Here is a 24,191-nt window from a genome sequence, read left to right on the forward strand (position 1 = left end):
TGCAGATGTGGTGGGTCAAAACCTGCTGCATTCCTTTCAGGAGGTAATTGCGTGGCGATATCGATTGTTAGCGACCTTGTCATGGATGTTGTCCGTGCAGCCGATCCAATGGACGTGCAGGTTGCGCAGGATAAGCTCAAGGCAAACAAGGCGGCGTTTGCAGCGTCCAGCCTTGCGGATGCGGGTAAGGGGTTCGATGCCGCTGTCGGCGTTTTGAACGATGCCGCATCCAAAGCCGGATTGGGAGACACCAATCTGCGCGCCGAGCGTAAAGAAATTCCGGAAACCTTCCGTCAGTTTGAAGCGTCCGTGCTGCGGACCTTCATTGGCTCCATGCTCCCGCAGGAGAGCGAGGAAGTTTATGGCAAGGGTAATGCTGGCGAAATCTGGAAAGGTATGCTGGCCGAGCAGTTGGCCAACAGTATGACTGAGAACGGTGGCATCGGTATTGCTGAGCAGGTCTACAAGGACACGCTGCGCAAGGCTGAAAGCCAGGGCTTCGAAAGCGTCTCCTCCGTCGAAGACAAGGATAACAATGCGGCCCTGCGTATGGTTGCAGAGTTCGAACGCAAGATTCTCGGTGTATCCAGTGACATGAACGACGAGGCTAGAAATGTATAATCATAACGGAACAGAAGTCATGGAAGCAGTGTCGAACGATCATCGTATTCAGTCGGTTCTCGGACGTCTGGAAACGATCATTGATAATGAAAACGAAAAAATTGGCAAAGACCCGAAATTCGATCTGAAGGTCTCCAACGCCCACAAAAGCCGTTGCCTTTATGAACTGACCATGCTGTTCCGTGATACACCGCATGAAGAAATTGCCGCCGGTTACATCAACCAGGTTCGTGGCATCAAGGAAAAGCTGGCAACGAATGCCCGCCGCGTCGAGGCACATCTCAATGCAGTGCGTGCGGTTGCCGACCTGCTGAAAAATGCCATACGCGAAGCTGACACCGACGGCACTTACTCGCAGGAACAATTTCTTTACGGCGCTACCTGATGTTAAAACTTCTCCTTACCGGCGTATGGGTTTGCGCAATCACGCTCGGCGCAGTGTATTTTTCCGTGCAGATGGCAATGCCACCGGCGCCGGTCAGCGAGGAGGAGGCCCGCAAGGCGTCGCTGGCTTTGGTCAAGGGAGAGCAGATTACAGTCCCTGTCATCAGTGAAGGGGCTGTAAATGGTTATTTCCTCACGCTGATCTCGTTGAATGTCGACAAGACAAAGGTCAACCTGATCGAAGGACCAAAAACAGAACTGATGACCGACGAGTTGATCACGCTTTTGGCTGGTTCCAACATGATCAACATTGCCAATGTTTCGACCTTTGATGCGGATGAGTTCAAGAAACGCATTCGCGAAGGACTGAACAAGAAGCTCGGTGATGACGTCGTGCAGGAAGTACTGATCGAAAAACTCGATTATCTTTCCAAAGCAGACATTCGTGCCCAGCAGGGTGGTGGTGAACCGCACTCTGTGAAGATTGTTGAAGGTGAAAAGGTCGAAGCGGCTCCGGCAGCCGAAGCAGCACCCTCACATTGAGTCAGGAAAGTTCGTCCAGACACCAATCAAAGGGCCGCTCTTGCGGCCCTTGTTGTTCCTGCATTTTTGAAATGATTAATATTCTCTTAAAAAAATGCTTCATATTCGAAAACGCTATTTGAAAGTAAATTCAATTCTGTCAAATAATATGCCTGAACAGCAAAGTTGCTGTTTAAGAGGAACTGCTAGCGCAGGACGGGTGTGGGTGTGAGTAAGTTTTCTGGATTTTCTTTTTCTGCATTTGAATCACCCGAAAAAACCACGCCTTTGGCGCATCGCGTTGACGTGAATCGTGCACGCAATATGCAAGCCAGCAAGACCTCGCAGGTTCACTATTCCACTGACCAGGAACCGGTACCAGAGGTGTTTTCGCGCCTTGGGTTTGAATGGCTTTATCGCATCATTCGCCACTGAAACGCGCCGCCGGAAACCTATCCGGCATTTTGGGCCGACAACCGCCTATATTGGCCTTTGTTAACTGTTTATTTGCCTTGTTGATTTAGGTTTCATTAATATTACGGGGGCTCCAACCAGTTCCGACCCGGAATATTGAGGTGGCTTGACGTGGCAGATCACGCGCAAAATATTGAACATTCGCATTTGTCGGATCGATTTGGTGTGCCAGCACAAACGCGCGGTGAAGCAAGTGCCGTGGCGCGGTCCTCGACGGGTTGGTTGAGCACCGTTTTCAAGAAAAACCCTTATCGGTTCGCAGTCAGCTGCACTGTACTTTTTACGCTGGCGGGTATCGCACTTGGCCTGATGATGACGCCGTCATCTGAGCCCGAAAAGCTGACGCAGATCCGTATCCAGTTCAATGTCGCTTCAACACAGCAGTCTGATTCCAAGACATTGATGACGGTAGCACAAAATGCCGTGCTGTCCGATGAGGGAAAGGCCGAGCTTGCACAACAGATCATCAATGACGGCCTGGTCCTGACATCCGCTCACGAGGCGACATGGTGGGGCCTGTTTGGTGAAGTGGTGCTCGGCAAGGTGCCAACGCCATCGGACCCTGTTCTGCGCGCCAGACATGATATGCGTGGACGTATTTCTCTGTCGCAAGCCGCTGATGGCAGTGCAATTTTTGTAACGACCTACGCCGAAACATCAGGTGCAAGCGCGCGGTTTGCGCAACATGCCGCCAATCGCATCGTAACTCATATCAATGCCAGCGCGACTGGTTCTATTCAGGGACATAACGACAGCAACCGTGCACTGTTTGAAAACGCGGAAGCGGCCGTTACTGGTTTTCAGGTCCGGCATGGCAACGACGCCATGGCAAAGATGGAAGCTGCGACACAGGATCTGGCGCTTGTTTCAGGATCGGTAGCCGAGCTGGAATCCCGTCTGGCGGACGTGACCCATAAGCTGTCAAATCTGACGCTGTTGCAGGGCGACAAGGCGCTTGCCCGTGAAATTCCAGATGATACGACGTTTCTTCCCCTTCAGGATGCTGTTCGGCAATATGTCGGCGCGTCCAAAGCGCTCGCCCAACTGTCTGTGCAATATGGCCCGAAACATCCGCACGTCATTGCGGCAACGCAGACCCAGCAGGAAACCAAGGCAAATGCTGCCCGTGCGTTGAAAAGCATCACCAGCGAACTGAAGCAGCAGGAGCAGGCGGCCAAGACAGAGCTTGCACAAGCCAGAAACAGACAGCAGGCGCTTGAACAGGAATTGGCGGTTTTTGGCGATGCGCCTGCGGAGCTAAACAGGTTGGAAGCAGAGCTGTCGCAAGCCCGCGAAACCTATTTCAACGGGCTGGCTGATAGTGACCCGAAATCCACACAGGCCGCTGCTCCATTTGCTGTCGCAAACGCACCGCTTGCGGTCAATATTCCGGCTGGTTTCCGCCAGATGATTTCAATGGCGGTGATTGGTGGTGGCTGCGGTCTTGGCCTTGGCGTGTTGACACTTGTTGCCTTGTACATCCGTTTCCGCAAGCGTGAGGTGTCAATACCTGCTCACGAGTCCACCAACGGTCCAGACATTGGCTTTTATACGGATACGCCGCAGCCGGATGCCATTTTCCCGCAGCCGGAAAGCGATGACGCTCTGGATTATGCTGAAGAAGACTTTGCAACCCCTGAAACGGCTGATGCCTATGATCTGGCCTACGAGATCGCAGCGAATGACCTTCCGCTCGATCAACGTGTCCGCGAAGTGTTGATGCGCAGAAGTGTCAAGGCATCACCACAAGACATCGTTGATCTGCCGCCTATGCTGGCAGCTGCGATGCGAGGCCAATTCGAAGTGCAGTCCTACGACAAACCGGCTTTCAGCCAGCCAGTCTATGACGAGCCTGATGAAGTGCTTGAGGTCCGCCGCGACATCGCCGCCCTCCGTCAACGTTTGCACGATTACGCAAACCGCAGGGCGGCATCCTGAGCCTGAGATTATTGTCGCTTCTGTCGCAGCCTTTTTGCTTGCAATCGATATCATTCAGCAGCATTAGGGGCGAAACTCACACGGCTATCCGGTGTGATAGGGCAAGTCGTTGCCGGTGTTCTGCTGGCAGGCTGTTATTGGAGGCAGGCGCATGGTTCAGGTTATTGACGGAAAAGCGAAAGCGGTATCGGTAACGGAGGCAGTTCGTGTTGCTGCTGAGACGCTGGAAGAGACCGCTGGCGTAAAGCCAGGCTTAGCCGTCATCATCGTGGGCGACGATCCCGCCAGCCATGCCTATGTTGGTTCCAAGAGCAGAATGGCCAAGCAGTGCGGTTTTAACTCCGTGCAACACACATTGCCGCTGGAAACCGGGCAGGCTGAGCTTGAGGCACTGGTCGCATCCTTGAATGACGACCCTTCTATCCACGGAATCCTCGTGCAGTTACCGCTTCCAAAACACCTTGATTCCGAACCGGTCATTCAGATGATCCTGCCGGAAAAGGATGTCGACGGCTTGAGCGTCGTCAATGCAGGTAAGCTCGCCACTGGTGATCTGGCCTCGGGCCTGATCTCCTGCACACCGGCTGGCGCCATGCTTCTGGTCAAGGATATTAACGGCGAAGACCTGTCGGGTTTGAATGCCGTTGTCATTGGCCGTTCCAATCTATTTGGAAAACCGATGGGGCAGCTTTTGCTGAACGCAAACGCGACTGTCACCATGGCACATTCACGCACCAAGGACCTTGCAGCCGTGTGCCGTAACGCAGATATTCTGGTGGCCGCCGTTGGTCGTCCGCAGATGGTCAAGGCTGATTGGGTCAAAGCTGGCGCAACGGTGATCGATGTCGGTATCAACCGGATTGACGCGCCGGAAAAAGGCGAGGGCAAAACCCGCCTGGTCGGCGATGTTGCGTTTGAAGAAGCAAGTCAGGTTGCTGGTGCAATTACGCCGGTTCCCGGCGGCGTTGGCCCGATGACAATTGCCATGCTGATGGCAAACACAGTGATCACCGCCTACAGAAAATGCGGAAAGACTGCGCCGACATTCTAACGCGCTTTGACTTGAGCGTAGAAGCACGTTGCAATCGTTGACAAATGCAGCGTGCTTTAACCGCCGGATTAGACCGGGGCAGGTCCGGTCGATGCGCGCACCACAAGCTCTGCTTTCCACAGTTCCTGCACCGGGTCCACCTCATCAAACGAAATGCGATTGATCAGTCGTTGCGCCACCCGGATGCCGGCAGCACGCAGGGAAGAACGGGTCGTGGTCAGCGGCACGGAAAAATTATGCGGCTTCAGCAGCGGCAAAACATCGTCATGAGCGATCAGAGACACGTCCTTGCCGGGTTTCAATCCCCGCTGGTTGAGGGAGCGAATGGCACCGAGCGCCAGCGTGGTGCTGGCACAGAGGATGGCGGTCGGTGGATTTTTCTGCGAGAGCAACTCTTCCATATTCAGAAAACCGATCTCGTCCGTCATGGCGCTATGCCGAAGACAGTCTGCACGCAGCGCAAGGCCATATTCCGACAATGCCTTTTCAACACCGGCCTTACGTCGGTATGTGAAATCCAGACCTTCCGGGCCGTTCAGCAGGCCGATCCGGTTGTGGCCAAGCTGCAAAAGCAATTTGGTGGCATCGTAAAAGGCGCCTTCATTGTCGACATCGAGAAACGGGTAATCGGCATCTGCACCAAACGAGCGCCCATGTACCATGAATGGGATGTTGAACGATTTGAGAAGCGCGATGCGCGGATCGCGTTCCCGCATATAGGCCAGATAAATTCCATCGACATTGCCGCTGCCGGCTAGCCAGCGCAAAGCGTCTTCCTCGTTGCTGGGATCGGCAGGCATGATCAGCATGTGAAATGAATGCCGGGCAGCCTCTTCACCTAGACCGCTTAGAAACTCGCCAAAATGCATGTCGGACTGATGGGCGGGGGCAGTCGGCATGACCAGACCGATCGAGCCGGTCTTGCCTGTTGCCAGTCGACGTGCTGTCAGGTTGGGGCGGTAACCCGTATCCTTGGCTGCTTGAAGCACGCGCTGGCGTGTTTCGGCATTGACTTCAGGGTAACCGTTCAGGGCGCGGCTAATTGTCGTTTGGGACAGACCGAGCAACTGGGACAATTGCTTCAGGTTCATCTTTTCTCCTCCTCCGCACGCTTCCAAATTTTAGCGAGACGAGCCAACGTCTCAAAAATTCAACTCCAAAGCGCTTTGAATTGTGTAACGCCACATTCCCTTTTGCTCAATGGAAAATACAGCTCAAAACTGCAATTTCGTTGCAAAACCTATTGAAGCAAGATAACTGCAACGTTACAGTTAGATAAGGCACTTGACTCCTCATGTTTGTGCGGAGAATTAATAGCGTCCAAAGCGCTTTGAGGTGTTTGTATAGGTTTAAATCTTGATGTGATGGGAGGTAAGTCACATGCTTAAGACATTCCTGGCGACAACAGCAGCCATGGCCATTTTCATGAACTCCGCAATGGCTGCGGATTTGAAATTCGCCCCTGGCGAAGACGCAAAATTCAACTGGAAAAGCTACGAAGATTTCAAAACAGCGCATGCCGATCTCAAGGGCCAGACCCTGACGATTTTCGGACCATGGCGCGGTGAAGATGAAGCCCTGTTCCAGACGGTCCTGGCATATTTCGCCGATGCGACCGGTATTAATGTAAAATATTCTTCTTCTGAAAATTACGAACAGCAGATCGTTATCGATACACAGGCTGGTTCTCCTCCCAATATCGCAATTCTGCCACAACCGGGTCTGCTGGCTGACCTCGCCGCCAAGGGCCTGCTCGTGCCACTCGGCGATGACGTCGCATCCTGGGTCAAGGACAATTACGGCGCCGGTGAATCCTGGGTGAACTACGGCACCTATAATGGCAAGGACGGCAAGCCTGCTTATTTCGCATTCCCGTTCAAGGCTGATGTGAAGTCGCTGGTATGGTTCGTGCCGGAAAATTTCGAAGAAGCCGGTTATGAAGTGCCTGAGAGCATGGAAGACCTGCTGGCTCTTTCCGACAAGATTGTTGCCGATGGCGGTACGCCATGGTGCATCGGTCTGGGTTCAGGCGGTGCAACCGGCTGGCCAGCAACCGATTGGGTGGAAGACCTGATGCTGCGCCTGCACAGCCCGGAAACTTATGACAAGTGGGTCAAGAACGAGATCAAGTTCAATGATCCGGCCGTTGTTGCCGCTATCGACGAATTCGGCAAATTTGCCAAGAATGAAAAATATGTCAGCGGCGGCATCGCTGCCGTTGCATCGACCGACTTCCGTGACAGCCCGAAGGGTCTGTTTGACATTCCGCCGAAGTGCTACCTGCACCATCAGGCATCCTTCATTCCGTCCTTCTTCCCTGAGGGTACCAAGGTCGGAACCGATGTCGATTTCTTCTACATGCCAACTTATGCTGCAAAGCCTGAGCTTGGAAAACCGGTTCTCGGTGCAGGTACGCTGGTGACCGTGACCAAGGAATCGCCAACTGCAAAGGCATTTGTCGAGTTCCTGAAGACGCCAATCGCACACGAAGTATGGATGGCGCAGTCCAGCTTCCTCACACCTTTCAAGGGTGTGAACACCGATGCCTACGGCAATGAGCAGATGAAGAAGCAGGGTGAAATTCTCACCTCGGCAACGACATTCCGCTTTGACGGTTCTGACCTGATGCCGGGCAAGATCGGTGCTGGCGCATTCTGGACCGGTATGGTGGATTTCGTCGGCGGTAAGTCTGCCGAAACCGTGGCGACTGATATCCAGAAGGCCTGGGACGGCCTGAAGTAATCATTTCCTGCCCCGCCCGGTAACATCGTTGCCGGGCGGTTGTTTCTAAAGCTTTTCGTTCTCGTGATCGGCAAAAGGTCGGACGACCGGGAATAAGGGAGGGGAATGTGATCGCTCAGATCGTTTCGGCAATCGGCGTCATGATTGTCGGTGTATTTGCTTGTGCCGCCTATTATTGGCTTTCCGACAAATTTTTGCAGGTTCTGTTCCCTGTAAGCGCAAAAAATGTCATCGACGCCTCTCGCAATCTCAATCGAAGAGCCGCTGTGCGTCCATGGCTATTCGTCGGGCCAGCGCTTATCCTGCTGTTGGTCTATCTCGTCTATCCTGTCATCGCGACGTTCTATCTGTCTTTTTATGACAGGACTGGCGTGAATTTTGTCGGTCTGGCGAATTACCGCTGGGCGTTTTTTGATGCCGGTTTCCGACAGTCGATTTTCAACAACATCCTCTGGCTTGCCGTTGTGCCGGCTGCCTGCACCTTCTTCGGGCTGGTTATCGCGGTGATGACCGACCGCATCTGGTGGGGCAATATTGCCAAGAGCATTGTGTTCATGCCGATGGCGATTTCCTTCGTGGGCGCCTCGGTTATCTGGAAGTTCATTTATGAATATCGCGGCGAGGGGCAGACCCAGATCGGTCTTCTGAATGCTGTTGTCGCATTTTTCGGCGGCAATCCGGAAGTATGGATCTCCATGCCGTTTTGGAACAATTTTTTCCTGATGGTGATCCTGATCTGGATCCAGACTGGTTTTGCCATGGTCATTCTGTCAGCAGCCTTGCGTGGGATTCCTGAGGAAACCGTTGAAGCTGCTGTCATTGATGGCGCCAATGGCTGGCAGATTTTCTGGAAAATTCTGGTGCCGCAAATCTGGGGCACAATTGCGGTTGTGTGGACAACGATCACCATTCTCGTTCTCAAGGTTTTCGATATCGTGCTGACCATGACCAACGGCCAGTGGAACACCATGGTTCTTGCGAACCTGATGTTTGACTGGATGTTCCGCGGCGGCGGCGACAGCGGCCGAAGTGCGGTTATTGCGCTGGTCATCATGGCAGCTGTGACCCCGATCATGATCTGGAACATTCGCCAGGCCAACAAGGAAATGGAGGGTCGCTGATATGGATATCGTAAAACGTATTCGCCGTGTCGGCCTTCCACGACTGATCGTTCATGCCAGTGTGCTGTTGATCGTCATTCTGTGGTTGCTGCCAACACTCGGCATCCTTGTCAGCTCGCTACGTGACAAGGATCAGATCACCGTCTCCGGTTGGTGGACGTCTTTTGCCAGTTCAACGCAAACGGAAGCGGTGCGCTTGGCTGACCCATCAACACAACGGCAGGAGGGTGACAAGTTCATCATCTCCGGCTCGGTATTCGAGAATGGCAAGGGTGGTCAGGTCTCCGCATTTGGTGTGCGCGTTCAGGACCCTGCTGCCTATCCGACCGGTGAAGTTGTCGATCTCGGCGATGGCGAAAACCTTCTGCTACAGAAGGACGGCGCTTATGAGTATAGCAAGAACGCCAGCTTTGAGGGTTCTCGCGGCAAACGTATCTACATCTCCGTTCTGTCTCCGCCGGTCTTCACCTTCGACAACTATCGCACGGTGCTTTTTTCAGAAGGCATAGGACAATCCTTCGTCAACTCGCTGACTGTGACAATTCCCGCGACGATCATCCCGATCCTCATTGCCGCCTTTGCCGCTTATGCTCTGTCTTGGATGCGCTTTTCCGGCCGTTCTTTGATGATTGCCATGGTGGTCGGCCTGATTGTGGTACCGTTGCAGATGTCGCTCATCCCGTTGTTGCGACTTTACAACGAGATCGGCAACATCTTCGGCGTACCATCCAAAACCTATGCCGGCATCTGGTTGGCGCACACGGCGTTCGGCCTGCCGCTCGCTATCTATCTGTTGCGTAACTACATCTCCGGTCTGCCCAAAGAAATCATTGAATCGGCGCGTGTTGATGGCGCCAGCGATTTCGAGATTTTCGTCAAGATCATCCTGCCGCTGTCGTTCCCGGCACTGGCATCCTTTGCAATCTTCCAGTTCCTGTGGACATGGAACGACCTGCTTGTCGCCATGGTCTTTCTTGGCACGCAGAAAGATCAGCTGGTGCTGACCGGCAGCCTTAATGCGTTGCTTGGTTCACGCGGCGGCAACTGGGAAATTCTTACTGCATCGGCCTTCGTCACCATCATCGTGCCGCTCTGCGTTTTCTTCGCCCTTCAACGTTATCTCGTACGCGGCCTGCTGGCCGGCTCCGTCAAGGGAGGCTGATATTCTATGAATGCTTATACCAAGGATAATGCAATGACGTCTTCGGTTACATCCGCTCTTAAGTCTGACAAGGATTGGTGGCGCGGTGCTGTCATCTATCAGATTTATCCGCGATCTTTCCAGGACTCCAATGGAGACGGCATCGGCGACCTGAAAGGCATTACCGACCGCCTCGAACATATTGCTCGCCTCGGTGCAGATGCGATCTGGATTTCGCCTTTCTTCACCTCGCCGATGAAAGATTTCGGTTATGACGTGTCGAACTATGTCGACGTCGATCCGATGTTTGGCACGCTGGCTGATTTCGATGGTCTGATCGCCGAAGCCCACCGACTGGGCGTGCGGGTCATGATCGACCTGGTGATGTCGCACACATCCGACCAACATCCGTGGTTTGTTGAAAGCCGCTCCAGCCGTGATAATCCGAAGGCCGATTGGTATGTGTGGTCGGATGGTAAGCCGGATGGCACGCCGCCCAACAATTGGCTGTCGATTTTCGGTGGCCCGGGCTGGCAGTGGGACCCGACCCGCATGCAGTATTACATGCACAACTTCCTGACCTCACAGCCCGACCTCAACCTGCATAACCCGCAGGTGCAGGACGAGTTGTTGAATGCCACCCGTTTCTGGTTGAAGCGTGGCGTGGACGGTTTCCGTCTCGACACCATCAACTTCTATTTCCACGATCTGGAACTACGCGACAACCCGGCTCTTGCACCAGAGCGCCGCAATGCTTCGACTGCGCCGGCCGTTAATCCGTATAACTTCCAGGAACATCTCTACGACAAGAACCGTCCGGAGAACCTGGAATTCCTCAAGCGCTTCCGCGCCGTGTTGGACGAGTTCCCGGATATTGCCGCCGTCGGTGAAGTCGGCGACAGTCAGCGTGGTCTGGAAATTGTCGGGGAATATACCTCCGGCGATGACAAGATGCAGATGTGCTACGCCTTCGAATTCCTGGCTCCGGATGCGCTCACCCCGCAGCGTGTGGCAGATGTTCAGGCAGCCTTTGCGACAGCCGCGCCTGAAGGCTGGGCGTGCTGGGCATTTTCAAACCACGACGTTGTCCGTCACGTCAGCCGCTGGGGTGCAGATGTGGCCGACAAGGATGCCTATGCCAAGGTGCTCTCAGCCCTGTTGTTGACGCAGCGCGGTTCGGTTTGCATTTACGAAGGTGAGGAGCTTGGGCTGACCGAAGCCGATATCGCCTTCGAAGACCTGCAGGACCCATACGGCATTCAGTTCTGGCCGGAATTCAAGGGTCGTGACGGCTGCCGCACACCAATGGTTTGGGATGCCGGTCATGCACAGGCAGGTTTCAGCACCTCTGAAAAGACCTGGCTGCCTATTCCTGCCGAGCACAAGGCCCGTGCCGTCAGCACGCAGGTAGGCAACGACGCCTCGGTTCTGGAGCATTATCGTCGCTTCCTGTCGTTCCGCAAGCAGCACCCGTCTTTCGCCAAGGGCGGAATCGAGTTTCTGCCGGTCAGCGACAGCGTCGTTGGTTACACCCGCTCCAAGGGCAACGAAACCATCGTCTGCTTCTTCAACCTGTCTCCGGCAGCTGCCACGGCGGCACTGCCTGACGGCAACTGGGAAGTTCTGGAAGGCCATGGCTTTGAAAGCAGTCTGAACGGACGCAATATTGAATTGCCTGCATGGGGCGCATTTTTCGCGCGTTATGCCTGAGAAAACGGGGAGGGTAGAATGGCGGGTCTGACACTTAAAGACATTCGCAAGTCCTATGGGCAGGTAAAGGTTCTGCATGGTATCGATCTCGATATCAAGCAGGGCGAATTCATCGTATTCGTCGGTCCTTCCGGTTGCGGAAAATCGACCTTGTTGCGCATGATTGCCGGGCTTGAGGACATCACCGGCGGAGAGATGTTTATCGATGGCCAACTGGTCAACGAAATCCCTCCGTCCCGTCGTGGCATTGCCATGGTGTTCCAGTCTTATGCGCTTTATCCACACATGACCGTGTATGATAACATGGCGTTCGGCATGAAGATCGCCAAGGAAAGCCGGCAGGAGATCGACCGGCGGGTAAGGGCCGCTGCAGACATCCTGCAGCTGACCCAGTATCTGGAACGCCTGCCAAAGGCGCTGTCCGGTGGCCAGCGTCAGCGTGTTGCAATCGGTCGCGCCATCTGCCGTAACCCGAAGGTCTTCCTGTTTGACGAGCCGCTTTCCAACCTCGATGCAGCACTGCGTGTTGCAACGCGTATCGAGATTGCCAAGCTCAACGAACAGATGCCCGACACGACGATGATCTATGTAACGCATGATCAGGTGGAAGCCATGACGCTTGCGGACCGTATCGTTGTTCTGAATGCCGGGCGTGTGGAGCAGGTCGGGGCACCGCTTGATCTCTATGAACGCCCCGCCAACTTGTTTGTCGCCCAGTTCATCGGTTCGCCTGCCATGAACATCCTGCCGGTCAAGATAACCGCTGCTGGTCCGGAAACTGCGCTCGAACTCAACGGCAACCAGAACCTTCGCATTGCCATCGAGACCGCGCAAAGCGAGGTTGGCAAGACGGCAAGTTTTGGTGTTCGCCCTGAGGATCTTTACATTGCCAAGGACGGTGAAGATTACCTGTTTGAAGGCAAGGTTTCAATTGTCGAAGCCTTGGGCGAGGTCACGCTTCTCTATATCGACAGTGGCTTTGTTCAGGAGCCGGTCATCGCAAAAATCCCCGGCATCGCGAATGTCCAGAAAGGTCAGACTTTGAAGTTTAACGCGATGAGAGAAAAACTGCATCTCTTTGACGCGAACGGGGCGACTTATCGCAAATAGAATGAATTTGTAAACCTTCTGCTAACCTTCAAATTGCGTAATTTGCGGTTTGAAGGTTAGTTTCTGGAGGCGAAAGGTGAGGCAAATTCAAGTGTTTGATGGGTGCGGAGTGCCTGAAAATCAAGCCATTTTCGGCCGGTTACACTGCATTTACCGAAGTGTTTCATATCGAAACGCGCAAACAAACTTTTAAAGATTCTGATCTTAGTATGAACCCATAAATTCAGTGGGGAAATATTGTGAACGCCCGTCCTAATATTCAAAAAAGCAGTTACTTCAGCAGGGAAGAGTCTTTCATGTATGACCGCGAGGGGCGGTTTAAGATGGAAGATACGATGAATGCGGCGCGCATCGAATATACTGAAAAAGCAGTCATGAATATGGCTTCCCGTCGTTGTGATGTTATCAAGATTTCACAGTCGGAAGCAGTTCTTGCTCTTTTGACACAGTATAACCTGCCGCAGCAATTTTATCTGGATATCCCTGACGCCCGTATCAGCAAGATTGGCTGCGTGTTGATGCGAGTCCACGCCAACAACACCATGCAGGTACGTTTCCTCCGTCTGTTGACGCAGAAGGAATTGGACCGGATTTTTGTGTTCAGCACGCATCCGGCGCATCGCGATAGGACCCTTGATCTTCGATCCTGGTAATCAGGAGCATGTCCATCGTCTGGATATGAAAAAGCCGCGTTGTCACCAACGCGGCTTTTTATATTTAGGGAAACTGGTTCAGTTGAACAGAACGCTGGCGCCCTGGTCTGCCGGTCCGGCATTCCGGCGGAATGTCGCAAACAACTCGCGGCCCATGCCCCATTCATTGCCAGACAGGTCCACCGTGGCCGGTTCGCGGCGAGCAAGTTCTGCCGCACTCACCAGAATCTCCAGCGTGCCGGTGACGGCGTCGAGGCGCAGGATGTCGCCATCGCGAACACGCGAGATCGGACCGCAGTCAACGGCCTCTGGGGTCACGTGAATGGCGGCAGGCACCTTGCCTGATGCACCAGACATACGACCATCAGTCACCAGCGCCACCTTGAAGCCACGGTCCTGCAACACACCCAATGGTGGTGTCAGGCGGTGCAGTTCGGGCATGCCGTTGGCTTTTGGTCCCTGGAAGCGCACGACAGCGATAAAGTCGCGGTTGAGCTTGCCGTCCTTGAAGGCGTCGTGAAGTTCCTGCTGATCGTTAAACACCACAGCCGGTGCCTCGATAACATGACGCTCGGCCTTGACGGCAGAAATCTTGATCACGGCCTTGCCGAGATTGCCGGTCAGCATTTTCAGGCCGCCCGTGGGCTGGAACGGTGTTTCGATGCTGGCAAGAACCTTGGGGTCATGGCTGACCTCAGGGGATGCTTCACGAATGACCGAGCCGTTTTCACCAAGTTTTGCGTCAACGGTGTAGGCTTCGAGACCCTGGCCGAACACCGTGCGCACATCATCATGCAGGAAACCATGCTTGAGAAGCTGCTTGATGAGGAAGCCCATGCCGCCTGCAGCATGGAAATGGTTCACATCGGCAAGACCGTTCGGATAGACGCGAGCCAGCAGCGGCACAGCGTCGGAAAGATCAGAAATGTCCTGCCAAGTCAGGACAATGCCTGCAGCGCGCGCCATGGCGATGAGGTGCATGGTGTGGTTGGTCGAACCGCCAGTGGAGTGCAGACCAACGATGCCGTTGACGATAGAACGTTCGTCGATCATTTCGCCCGCTGGGGTAAATTCATTGCCCTGTGCGGTAATCGCCAGTGCGCGCTTTGTCGCTTCACGCGTCAGTGCATCGCGCAGCTCGGTGCCGGGATTGATGAAGGAAGAACCGGGCATATGGAAGCCCATGATCTCCATCAGCATCTGGTTCGAATTGGCTGTGCCGTAGAAGGTGCAGGTGCCAGGACCGTGATAGGACTTGGATTCCGCATCGAGCAGTTCGGCACGACCGACCTTGCCTTCCGCATAAAGCTGGCGAATACGGGACTTCTCGTCATTCGGCAGGCCTGTTGTCATGGGACCGGCAGGAATGAAGATCGAGGGCAGATGACCGAAGGTCAAAGCGGCGATCACCAGACCGGGGACGATCTTGTCGCAGACGCCGAGGTAGACGGCAGCGTCGAACATATTGTGCGACAGGCCGATGCCGGCAGTCATGGCAATGGCATCACGCGAAAACAGCGACAGTTCCATGCCCGGCTGCCCCTGAGTAACACCGTCACACATGGCTGGAACCGCGCCGGCAACCTGCGCTATCCCGCCAGCTTCCTTCGCCGCATCACGAATGATGTTCGGGTAGATCTCATAGGGCTGATGCGCCGAGAGCATGTCATTATATGCAGTGATGATGCCGAGGTTTGGAACCTTGTCGCCGGCAAGGATGTCCTTGTCGGCGGGGGAACAGACCGCAAATCCATGTGCCAGATTACCACATGAGAGAACAGAGCGGTGAACACCCTTTGAAACCTGAAGCCTAAGTCGCTCCAGATAGGTTTCACGGAAAGGTTTGGAGCGTTCAACGATACGGTCTGTGATTGCCTGAATACGGGAATCGGCGGCCATGGGCGTTCATCCTGTCTGTTGGTGACCATCGGCCTCCGCTTGGGACGGACAGGCCGATGTTCATGTTGTTGTCAGTCTTGGGGTAAACCCGGTTTCCGGCCGGTCACGATCCGGCCGGAAAAATCAGGGTGCCCAATAGATGTTTACGGGCGAATCTGCCCTGTTCAGCACCGCCCGAATGGGCATTTCGTCTTCGTCCAGATCGGCCTTCGCTTTTTCAAGCGTTTCCTTCTTGGCAGCACCTTCAATGTGCAGAACAAGGAAGCGGGCATCGTGCAGGCTGGACAGATTGAAGGTCAATCTTTCTTCGCCTGCGGTTTCCGCCGCCATTGTCAGAACACTGCGCGGTTCATCGAGGTCGAGTGCTTCTTCGAGATTGTCTCCACCGGGAAAAAACGAAGCGGTGTGCCCATCGGTTCCCATGCCGAGAATAACCACGTCGAACGGATCGCAGAACGGTTCCGTCTTTACCGTGGCAAGGGTCGCAGCATCTTCCGGTGTTGCGGCCGCCTGATAAAGCGGAATGAAATATGCGGACTTTGCGTTATTCTGTAGCAGATTGTCGGCAACCAGCTTGTGGTTGGACCGGTCATTATCTGCGGCAACAAAACGCTCATCCACCAGCGTCACATTAACCTTGCTCCATTCCAGATCGTGCTTGGACAGCGCCTGAAAAAACAGCTTTGGCGTAGAGCCGCCGGAAACGGCGATACTGGCCGTCTCCTTCTCGGTGATCGCTGCCTTGAGGCGTTCGGCAACGTCGGCGGCCAGCTTTTCAGCAAGCGCCGGGCCGTTTTCGAAAACATGCATCTGTGCGTCCATAAGCATATCTCCTTAGTCGGCGTCATGCCAGGTACGGCCGTCGCGCTCGATAAGAGCAATCGCACCGCTTGGACCCCATGTGCCAGCCGTGTAACCCTGAACGCCCTGTCCGATGTCTTCCCAGCTTTTCAGAATAGGATCGACCCACTCCCATGCGGCTTCGACTTCGTCGCGGCGCATGAACAGGGTCTGGTTGGAGCGGATGGTGTCCATCAGCAAGCGCTCGTAAGCGTCCGGGCTGCGCACGCTGAAGGCTTCTGCAAAGCTCATATCCAGCGAAACCTGACGCAGACGCATGCCACCTGGACCTGGATCCTTGATGAGCAGGGACTGCTTCACGCCTTCATCCGGCTGTAGGCGAATGACCAGCTTGTTGGCTTCGATCTTCCCGGCTGCATCGTCAAAGATCGAGTGCGGGATCTGCTTGAAGGTAACGACGATTTCCGAAACGCGCGTGGCAAGACGCTTGCCGGTGCGGATGTAGAAAGGAACGCCGGCCCAACGCCAGTTACCGATTTCAGCCTTGATGGCAACGAAGGTTTCGGTGTTGGAAACGCCACCTTCAAGCTCGTCCAGGTAACCCTTGACCGGGCCACCGGCAGATGCGCCGGCACGGTACTGACCGCGAACGGTGGCCTTTTCGACATTTGAGCTGTCGATTGGTCTCAGCGAACGCAGGACTTTCAGCTTTTCGTCACGAACGGCTTCGGCATCGAGTGAAGACGGAGGTTCCATCGCAACAAGGCAAAGAAGCTGCAGGATATGGTTCTGCACCATATCGCGCATCGCGCCAGCCTTGTCGTAATAACCTGCGCGACCTTCAAGGCCGACAGCTTCGGCAACGGTGATCTGCACGTGATCAATATGTGCGGAATTCCACAGCGGCTCATAGAGAGCGTTGGCAAAACGCAGCGCCATCAGGTTCTGAACGGTCTCTTTGCCCAGATAATGGTCGATACGGAAAATCTGCTCTTCCTTGAAGACATGACCAATCGTGTCGTTCAGGTCGAGAGCGGATGCGAGATCACGGCCGATCGGCTTTTCGACAACGATACGTGTCGACTTGGTAATCAGCTTGTGTTCGCGGATCTTGTCGGCGATGTCGCCAAAAATGCCCGGTGCAACGGCGAGGTAAAATGCGCGAACGCGTTCCTTACCTTCTTCCAGCAGCTTCTTGAGCACATCCCAGCCATTGTCGGACTTCGCATCAACTGGCACGTAGAAAAGGCGTTCGCAGAATTTTGTGACCTGCGCTTCGTCATATTCACCTGACTTCAGATGCTCTTTCAGAGCATCCTTGGCAAATTTGCGATATTCTTCATGTGTCATGACCGAACGTGACGCGCCGATAATACGGGTCGGGTCCGTGAGTTGGTTCTCTACCTGACGATGATAAAGCGCAGGCAGAAGCTTGCGCTCTGCCAGGTCGCCTGTGCCGCCGAAAACGACGCAATCAAAGGGGTCAACAGGAATAATTTGACTGCTCATACCGATTCTCTCGATCTTCACGGGTTGGGGGCATTGATAATCTAATCGATTTAAAAACGCCAGAGTTTGTTGTCGGGAATTATTATTTTGATGTCACTTCGCTTTTATCCGGCGAAAATGAAAGTTTATCTATGGTTATGCCCATTGTCAGAAGCGGGCGATTAAAAACGGTCTCGCAGCGCAAACCATGACAATGCGAGGAAAAGCAGAGGCGCACGCAACGTTGCCCCGCCGGGGAAGCCTGGGACATTCAAAGATGAGAACTGTTCGAGCGCTCGATCCTTGTCCGTCAGCATATCCGCATACAGCTTGCCGCAGTAGTTGGAAAGCATCACACCGTGACCGGAGTAACCACCAATCGACATGACGCCAGGCATCACCTCACGCACGAAAGGTTGGCGTGGCATGGTGATACCAACCGAGCCACCCCATGCATGGGTAATCTCGATATTGGCAAGCTCTGGATAGATTTCGGCAATTTGCTTGCGAATATGGGTAGAAATGTCCCGTGGCGTATCGGCCGTGTAGGCCTCGCGCCCACCAAACAACAGCCGGTTATCCGGCGTCATACGGAAATAACGAACCACGAAACGTGAATCGGCAACCGCCTCTTTGCCCGGCAGAATGGTCGGGAACTTGTCTAGTGGCGCAGTCGCACCAATAAAGGAGCGGATCGGCATGATATGGGCAGCGGTGACCGGTTCCAGATTGCCGATATAGGCGTTGGTCGCCAGCAACACGCGACGGGCTGTTATATTGCCCTTCGCTGTTTCGATGATTGTTTTGCCGCTTGACTGGCGAAGGCTGGTCGCTGGTGTCATCTCGTAGATTTCAGCACCAGCGGCCTTGGCGGCTTTTGCAAGCCCCACCAACAATTTCAGCGGATGGATATGGCCGGTGCCGGTGTCGCGAACGCCACCATAATAATGTGTGGAGCCAAGGCGTTCTTCGGCCTCTGCCTTGTCCATATAGGACATGTGCGGGTAATTATAACGCTCGACCGCCGCCTCGACACTTTTACGATAATGTTTTTCATAGGCCTGTTTGTGGGCCACATTCAACTGACCCGGCAGATACTCCATGTCGATGCCATGGGCTGCGGCGAAATCCAGCACGTAATGTTTGGCATTTTCTGCCAGATCGAACAGGCCCTTGGAGCGCTCGTAACCGATCTCGTCTTCCAGTTCATCCGGCCATGACCGTTGACCGGTGCCGAACTGGCCACCGTTGCGGCCCGATGCACCGTCACCAAAGCGGTTCGCTTCAATCAAGGCAACGGAAATGCCTTTCAAAGCCAGATTATAGGCGGCTTGCAGGCCAGTGAAACCGCCACCGATAATGGCGACCTCAACCTCTCTCGACCCATCCATCGCGGGATATTCAGGTCGGTCAGCAATTGTTGCCTGATACCAGGAAATTCCGGGAGCTATCGGGCTTTGCCATGTCATTGCACATTCCTTGACGGTGTTGGAGCGCCCACCCTTCGGCCAGACACATGAGCGTGCTCCAAGTTACTCAATTCTACGCATCGTGTTCCAAAGGTCGGCCTCGACCATGGCAGCGATGCCGTAGGATCAAACGTTCAGCAACAGGAATTCCCGCTCCCACGGGCTGATAACCTGCATGAACGTTTCGAACTCCCCCCGTTTCAGGCCAGCATAAAGACCAACGAACTCATGGCCAAACACCCGCTCCAGTTCCGGTTCTCCCTCCAGCAGCGCAACCGCTTCCAGCAGACCGCGCGGCAACTCGATGGAGCCTTCATTGGCAGTTTCATAGGTTGGTTCTGTCGGCTGTATTTCATTGACGATGCCAAGCCAACCACACGCTAGCGATGCGGCCAATGCCAGATATGGATTGGCGTCAGAGCTGGGCAGGCGGTTTTCAACACGCCTTGCCGACGGACCGGAAATCGGTACGCGGAAAGCGGTGGTGCGATTGTCATATCCCCACGCATTGTTCACCGGGCAGGCCATGTCAGGCGTCAGACGGCGATAGGAATTCACGTAAGGCGCCAGCATCACCAGTGCATTGGGAACATAACGCTGCATGCCACCAACAAAATGGAAGAACTCCTTCGATGCGTCGCCGCTATCGGTCGAGAAAATGTTCTTGCCGGTTTCAATATTCAGAACCGATTGGTGAATATGCATTGCCGAGCCTGGCTGTCCCTGCATGGGCTTGGCCATGAAGGTTGCATAGATACCGTGCTTGAGGGCTGCTTCGCGAATGGTTCGCTTGAACAGGAAAACCTGATCGGCAAGCTCGATGGGATCGCCGTGGCGAAGGTTGATTTCAAGCTGTGCCGGACCTTCTTCGTGGATCAGCGTGTCGATCTCAAGACCCTGCTTTTCCGAGAAGTGATAGATATCGTCGATCAGCTCGTCGAATTCATTGATGCCGGCAATTGAATAGCTCTGTCCGCCGACAATCGAACGTCCCGAACGTCCCTTTGGTGGGTGCAGCGGGTAATCCGGGTCATCATTCATGGCGACCAGATAAAATTCGATTTCCGGTGCAACAACCGGTTTCCAACCCTTGTCGGCATACAGCGACAGCACGTTTTTCAGAACGTTGCGTGGAGTATAGGGAACGGATTGTCCTTCGGCGTCAACCACGTCACAGATAACCTGTGCGGTTGGATCGCTTTCCCATGGCACAACCGACAGTGTCGAAAGATCAGGGACGAGCTTGAGGTCGCTGTCGCGTGGCTCGTAACGGAAGTTCGCGGTTTCGTCAGGATATTCGCCGGAAATCGTATGGCGATAAAGTGCCGATGGCAGCGCCAGCGATGTATCGCCGGTAAATTTCGAGGTCGGCATCATCTTGCCGCGCGGTACACCGCCAAGGTCCGGTGTAATGCACTCAATGTCCTCGATACCCCGTGCCCGCAACCATTGTGCGGCTTCACGCCAGGAGGAAACACCACGAGTAGAGGAAAGGTCTGGAGCTGCCGGTTTTGCCATGGTTGCCGATTTTTTTGGGCGGAGCATGGTTCTCTTTGCAGGCATAAATCACCGAAGGTCTGTTTCGAATGGCGCTATCATAACCAGAGTTTGGCAATTGGCGAGGGGGAAACCGCATTGACATTGCTCCATGTTCTGAAAAGAGAAGGCAGGAGATAGCAAAGGATGAAAAATGGTTCGGCGATGCGATGTTCTGGTGCTGGGAGCAGGGGCTGCGGGCATGATGTGTGCCATCCGCGCCGGCCAGCGTGGACGCTCGGTCATCATTGTCGATCACGCCAAGGCACCGGGTGAAAAAATCAGAATTTCCGGTGGCGGGCGGTGCAACTTTACCAATATTCATGCCACGGCCAAAAACTACCTCTCGGGAAATCCTCACTTCGCCAAGTCGGCACTGGCGCGTTATACGCCCGCCGATTTTCTGACGCTGGTCGAAAAACACGGCATTGCCTGGCACGAAAAGACCCTTGGGCAATTGTTTTGCGACAATAGCGCCAAAGATATTATTGCCATGATGTTAAAAGAGATGCGCGGCGTTGGCGCTGAGCTTCTGTTGCAGGCCGAGCTCTTCGGCGTCGAAAAAACCGACAGTGGTTTCAGCGTCACCACCTCATCAGGTGTGATCGAGGCACAAAGTCTGGTTATTGCGACCGGTGGCAAATCCATTCCCAAAATGGGTGCGACTGGGTTCGCCTATCGTGTGGCCGAACAATTTGGCCTGCCGATCATCGAAACGCGGCCCGGCCTTGTGCCCTTAACGCTTGATCCGACCATGCTGGAGAAGCTGTCCGTACTTTCAGGCGTTGCTGTGCCTGCTGAAGTATCCTCAGGCAAAACGAGTTTCCGGGAAGCCTTGCTGTTTACCCATCGTGGTTTGAGCGGGCCGTCGATCCTGCAGATCTCATCCTATTGGCGGGAAGGCGAAACCATCCGCCTGAAGCTGGAACCGGACACCAATATCCTGGAACGGCTGAAAGAAGCCCGCAAAAGCAACGGCAAACAGTCACCGCAGACGGTGCTGGGAGATATCCTGCCGAAACGTCTGGCGCAGTATACCGTCGAAGCTTCCGGCATAACCGGGCCTTTGGCGGATATGGCTGATCGCAAGTTGGCGACCCTGGTTGAAGCTATCCAGAACTGGCAGATAAAGCCCTCCGGTTCGGAAGGATACCGTACCGCCGAGGTCACGCTCGGCGGCGTTGACACAAACGGTCTCGACTCCAGGGATATGCAGGCAAAAACAGTCCCGGGCCTGTATTTTATCGGTGAATGTGTTGATGTAACCGGCTGGCTTGGCGGCTACAATTTCCAGTGGGCCTGGGCGAGTGGCCATGCGGCAGGCGAAACGGCCTGATCTGTAATAAAACAACGAGTTAAATCATTTTTAATAGCGATGGTGAAACACCACGTTCATTAAGGACTTGTTAACAAGCGTCGAGGCATCCTCCTTGATACCAGCGCGGTTTATACCGTTACATGATGTGCTGCTGGGCGCCGCCAAGTGGCAATGCCGGTTATGTTTCTCGTAAGGAACCGCTCATGAAAAACAACAGCAGACGTGCCCGCGCAATTGCTATTGCTCGCGCAGAGGACCGCAAGCAGCTTCTCACCTTCAGACTGACGCTCATTGCTGCTGGCGCTTTCGCCACGCTTTGCGCGCTGTTGTTGGCGTAATTTTCCTAAATTTCCAAAACAAAACCGGGCAGTGAACCGCCCGGCCTGTTGTTTGCAGCCTGTGATCAGGCTGCTGCGTTGTTCTGGGCAACGATAACAGGGATCAACAGATCACCCCAATTGCCGCCGCCGCTGTGGTGGCGTGCCGAGCGAACCAGCTCAACCGAAACACCCGCCTCAACCGCATTCATAACCGCCTGATTGAGGCGATGCAGATCATTGGCCAACATACGGATGGCGGCCTGCTGGTCTTGTGTCATGGCCGAAGACTGTTCCTCGGCCCGCTCACGAACTCTCGAAATAGAAGCCATTTCCTTTTCCTCCTTTGACGCATCGGTCCGGACCGGACTTTTGATGCGAGGTTTTGCAGTGCCAGTTATTCAGCCGCAGGGCGGAACTGGTCGTGTTCAGTCGATTCATGCATGGCGGTTGTGGATGATTGCCCGCCGGTAATCGCCACTGAGACCGCATCGAAATACCCGGTGCCAACTTCACGCTGGTGTTTTGTCGCCGTGTAACCGTTGATCTCGGCTTCAAATTCAGCCTGCTGCAATTCCGAATAGGCGGCCATCTGCCGGTCCTTGTATCCGCGTGCCAGTTCAAACATGCCGTAGTTGAGCTGATGGAAACCGGCAAGTGTAATAAATTGGAACTTGTAACCCATTGCTCCAAGCTCACGCTGGAACTTGGCAATGGTTGCGTCATCCAGGTTCTTTTTCCAGTTGAACGAGGGCGAGCAGTTATAGGCGAGCTTTTTGCCCGGATGAACCTTGTGCACGCCTTCGGCAAATTTGCGTGCCTGCTCGAGGTCCGGTTTTGATGTCTCACACCAGATCAGGTCGCAATAAGGCGCATAGGCATTGGCGCGTGCGATGCAGGGTTCAAGTCCGTTTTTGACGCGGTAGAAACCTTCAACCGTGCGGCCAGCATCGTAATCGACGAAGGGCTGATCGCGTTCATCGATATCGGATGTCAAAAGCTTGGCAGCCTCGGCGTCGGTGCGGGCGATCACCAGCGTGGAGACACCCATGACGTCTGCGGCAAGGCGCGCAGCGGAGAGATTGCGGATATGGGCCGCTGTAGGGATCAGCACCTTGCCGCCCAGATGTCCGCATTTCTTTTCCGATGCCAACTGGTCCTCGTAGTGAACACCGGCGGCACCCGCCTCGATAAAGGCCTTCATGATCTCAAACGCATTGAGCGGGCCACCAAAGCCGGCCTCCGCATCGGCAACAATTGGTGCAAACCATGTCTCCACCGACAGGCCCTTGCCCTCAGATGTTTCGATCTGGTCCGCCCGCTGCAGGGTGCGGTTGATGCGTTTTGCCAGCTCCGGTGCCGCGTTGGCGGGGTAGAGAGACTGATCAGGATACATGGCCGATGCAGTATTTGCGTCGGCGGCAACCTGCCAACCCGAGAGGTAAATGGCCTTCAAGCCGGCGCGAACCATCTGCATGGCCTGATTGCCCGACAGTGCTCCCAGCGCATTGATAAAATCATCCTGCTCCAGAAGCTGCCACAGCCTGTTTGCACCCATTTCCGCCAGGGAGTAACGAATGTCCACAGACCCGCGCAGACGCTTCACGTCTTCAGCGGTATATGTTCGCTCGATGCCGTCAAAACGGCTTTTGGGTGCGTTTGGTACCAGATTGTAAAAATCAGTCATATCTCTCTCCCGAATGTAAAAATAGAAAAGGAGACGTTTCTTCCTAAAAAGATGTCTCAGATTTTCTATGACTGAATTTACATAATCACTCCGTTTAGTTCTATTGGAAACATAAAATCAGTGACTTGAAAGAGGTTAGGATGTAGTGTCTTTTACTGATGGCTGTAGTAAATTTGTAAAAACTGTAAAAAAAACGACAGCTCTAACTT

Annotated in this window: 21 protein-coding genes; 13 read left to right on the plus strand and 8 right to left on the minus strand. The window is 54.3% G+C overall.

Features of this window, described 5'->3' with window-relative positions; all coding sequences use genetic code 11:
• The first annotated feature begins 51 nt into the window (after positions 1-51).
• The 5 genes from PYL13_RS04265 to folD all read left to right on the plus strand — a co-directional run bounded on the left by PYL13_RS04265 (position 52) and on the right by folD (position 4,990).
• A complete protein-coding gene (locus PYL13_RS04265; protein ID WP_275640555.1) occupies positions 52-621 on the plus strand; it encodes a rod-binding protein in 570 nt (189 codons plus the stop codon).
• A 19-nt stretch (positions 622-640) separates the two neighbouring features.
• Positions 641-1,006 (plus strand): hypothetical protein, encoded by a 366-nt coding sequence (locus PYL13_RS04270; RefSeq protein ID WP_192487838.1) that lies wholly within the window; start codon positions 641-643, stop codon positions 1,004-1,006.
• A complete protein-coding gene (locus PYL13_RS04275; protein ID WP_259147460.1) occupies positions 1,006-1,548 on the plus strand; it encodes a hypothetical protein in 543 nt (180 codons plus the stop codon). The genes PYL13_RS04270 and PYL13_RS04275 overlap by 1 nt, the downstream gene beginning before the upstream one ends.
• 564 nt (positions 1,549-2,112) lie before the next feature.
• Positions 2,113-3,939 carry a hypothetical protein gene (locus PYL13_RS04280; protein ID WP_275640556.1) on the plus strand — a complete coding sequence of 609 codons (1,827 nt, stop codon included), beginning with the start codon at positions 2,113-2,115 and terminating at the stop codon, positions 3,937-3,939.
• Positions 3,940-4,090: 151 nt separating this feature from the next.
• Complete coding sequence (gene folD / locus PYL13_RS04285) at positions 4,091-4,990, plus strand: bifunctional methylenetetrahydrofolate dehydrogenase/methenyltetrahydrofolate cyclohydrolase FolD (protein WP_275640557.1); 900 nt, start codon at positions 4,091-4,093, stop codon at positions 4,988-4,990.
• Between the two features lie 68 nt (positions 4,991-5,058).
• On the opposite strand, the gene PYL13_RS04290 is transcribed toward folD, so the two are convergent.
• Positions 5,059-6,081, minus strand: coding sequence for a LacI family DNA-binding transcriptional regulator (locus PYL13_RS04290; protein WP_275640558.1), 1,023 nt, complete (start codon positions 6,079-6,081; stop codon positions 5,059-5,061).
• 289 nt (positions 6,082-6,370) lie between these two features.
• On the opposite strand from PYL13_RS04290, the gene PYL13_RS04295 reads away from it, so the two are divergent.
• The 6 genes from PYL13_RS04295 (at position 6,371) to PYL13_RS04320 (ending at position 13,467) form a co-directional block, all read left to right on the plus strand.
• Positions 6,371-7,732, plus strand: coding sequence for an ABC transporter substrate-binding protein (locus tag PYL13_RS04295; RefSeq protein WP_250983592.1), 1,362 nt, complete (start codon positions 6,371-6,373; stop codon positions 7,730-7,732).
• Between the two features lie 107 nt (positions 7,733-7,839).
• A complete protein-coding gene (locus PYL13_RS04300) occupies positions 7,840-8,853 on the plus strand; it encodes a carbohydrate ABC transporter permease (protein ID WP_250983593.1) in 1,014 nt (337 codons plus the stop codon).
• A 1-nt stretch (position 8,854) separates the two neighbouring features.
• Complete coding sequence (locus PYL13_RS04305) at positions 8,855-10,015, plus strand: carbohydrate ABC transporter permease (RefSeq protein WP_275640559.1); 1,161 nt, start codon at positions 8,855-8,857, stop codon at positions 10,013-10,015.
• Positions 10,016-10,048: 33 nt separating this feature from the next.
• Positions 10,049-11,704, plus strand: a complete 1,656-nt coding sequence (bglA, locus tag PYL13_RS04310; RefSeq protein WP_259147449.1) for a beta-galactosidase BglA — start codon at positions 10,049-10,051, stop codon at positions 11,702-11,704.
• A gap of 18 nt (positions 11,705-11,722) precedes the next feature.
• Positions 11,723-12,814, plus strand: a complete 1,092-nt coding sequence (locus tag PYL13_RS04315; RefSeq protein ID WP_275640560.1) for an ABC transporter ATP-binding protein — start codon at positions 11,723-11,725, stop codon at positions 12,812-12,814.
• Between the two features lie 296 nt (positions 12,815-13,110).
• Positions 13,111-13,467 carry a hypothetical protein gene (locus PYL13_RS04320; protein WP_192487035.1) on the plus strand — a complete coding sequence of 119 codons (357 nt, stop codon included), beginning with the start codon at positions 13,111-13,113 and terminating at the stop codon, positions 13,465-13,467.
• Between the two features lie 78 nt (positions 13,468-13,545).
• On the opposite strand, the gene edd is transcribed toward PYL13_RS04320, so the two are convergent.
• The 5 genes from edd to PYL13_RS04345 all read right to left on the minus strand — a co-directional run bounded on the left by edd (position 13,546) and on the right by PYL13_RS04345 (position 20,687).
• Positions 13,546-15,366 carry a phosphogluconate dehydratase gene (edd, locus tag PYL13_RS04325; RefSeq protein ID WP_275640561.1) on the minus strand — a complete coding sequence of 607 codons (1,821 nt, stop codon included), beginning with the start codon at positions 15,364-15,366 and terminating at the stop codon, positions 13,546-13,548.
• Between the two features lie 123 nt (positions 15,367-15,489).
• Entirely contained in the window at positions 15,490-16,188 is a 699-nt protein-coding gene (gene pgl, locus PYL13_RS04330) for a 6-phosphogluconolactonase (RefSeq protein ID WP_275640562.1), read from the minus strand.
• A 12-nt stretch (positions 16,189-16,200) separates the two neighbouring features.
• On the minus strand, positions 16,201-17,676 hold the full coding sequence (gene zwf, locus PYL13_RS04335) for a glucose-6-phosphate dehydrogenase (RefSeq protein WP_259147442.1): 1,476 nt from the start codon (positions 17,674-17,676) through the stop codon (positions 16,201-16,203).
• 161 nt (positions 17,677-17,837) lie between these two features.
• Positions 17,838-19,124: an NAD(P)/FAD-dependent oxidoreductase gene (locus PYL13_RS04340; protein ID WP_275640563.1), complete on the minus strand. Its 1,287-nt coding sequence runs from the start codon at positions 19,122-19,124 to the stop codon at positions 17,838-17,840.
• A gap of 126 nt (positions 19,125-19,250) precedes the next feature.
• A complete protein-coding gene (locus PYL13_RS04345; RefSeq protein ID WP_250983601.1) occupies positions 19,251-20,687 on the minus strand; it encodes a glutamine synthetase family protein in 1,437 nt (478 codons plus the stop codon).
• 127 nt (positions 20,688-20,814) lie between these two features.
• Between PYL13_RS04345 and PYL13_RS04350 the strand changes: the two genes are divergently transcribed.
• Positions 20,815-21,996, plus strand: a complete 1,182-nt coding sequence (locus tag PYL13_RS04350) for an NAD(P)/FAD-dependent oxidoreductase (RefSeq protein WP_275640564.1) — start codon at positions 20,815-20,817, stop codon at positions 21,994-21,996.
• 185 nt (positions 21,997-22,181) lie between these two features.
• The gene (locus tag PYL13_RS04355) at positions 22,182-22,316 is read left to right on the plus strand and encodes a hypothetical protein (RefSeq protein ID WP_275640565.1); all 135 of its coding nucleotides are present in this window, start codon (positions 22,182-22,184) and stop codon (positions 22,314-22,316) included.
• 65 nt (positions 22,317-22,381) lie between these two features.
• On the opposite strand, the gene PYL13_RS04360 is transcribed toward PYL13_RS04355, so the two are convergent.
• Positions 22,382-22,627 (minus strand): SMc00767 family acetate metabolism repressor, encoded by a 246-nt coding sequence (locus tag PYL13_RS04360; protein WP_192487042.1) that lies wholly within the window; start codon positions 22,625-22,627, stop codon positions 22,382-22,384.
• 65 nt (positions 22,628-22,692) lie between these two features.
• Positions 22,693-23,982, minus strand: coding sequence for an isocitrate lyase (gene aceA / locus PYL13_RS04365; protein ID WP_275640566.1), 1,290 nt, complete (start codon positions 23,980-23,982; stop codon positions 22,693-22,695).
• Positions 23,983-24,191: the final 209 nt, after the last annotated feature.

The sequence above is a fragment of the Agrobacterium sp. Azo12 genome (assembly GCF_029193765.2).
Lineage (GTDB): Bacteria > Pseudomonadota > Alphaproteobacteria > Rhizobiales > Rhizobiaceae > Agrobacterium.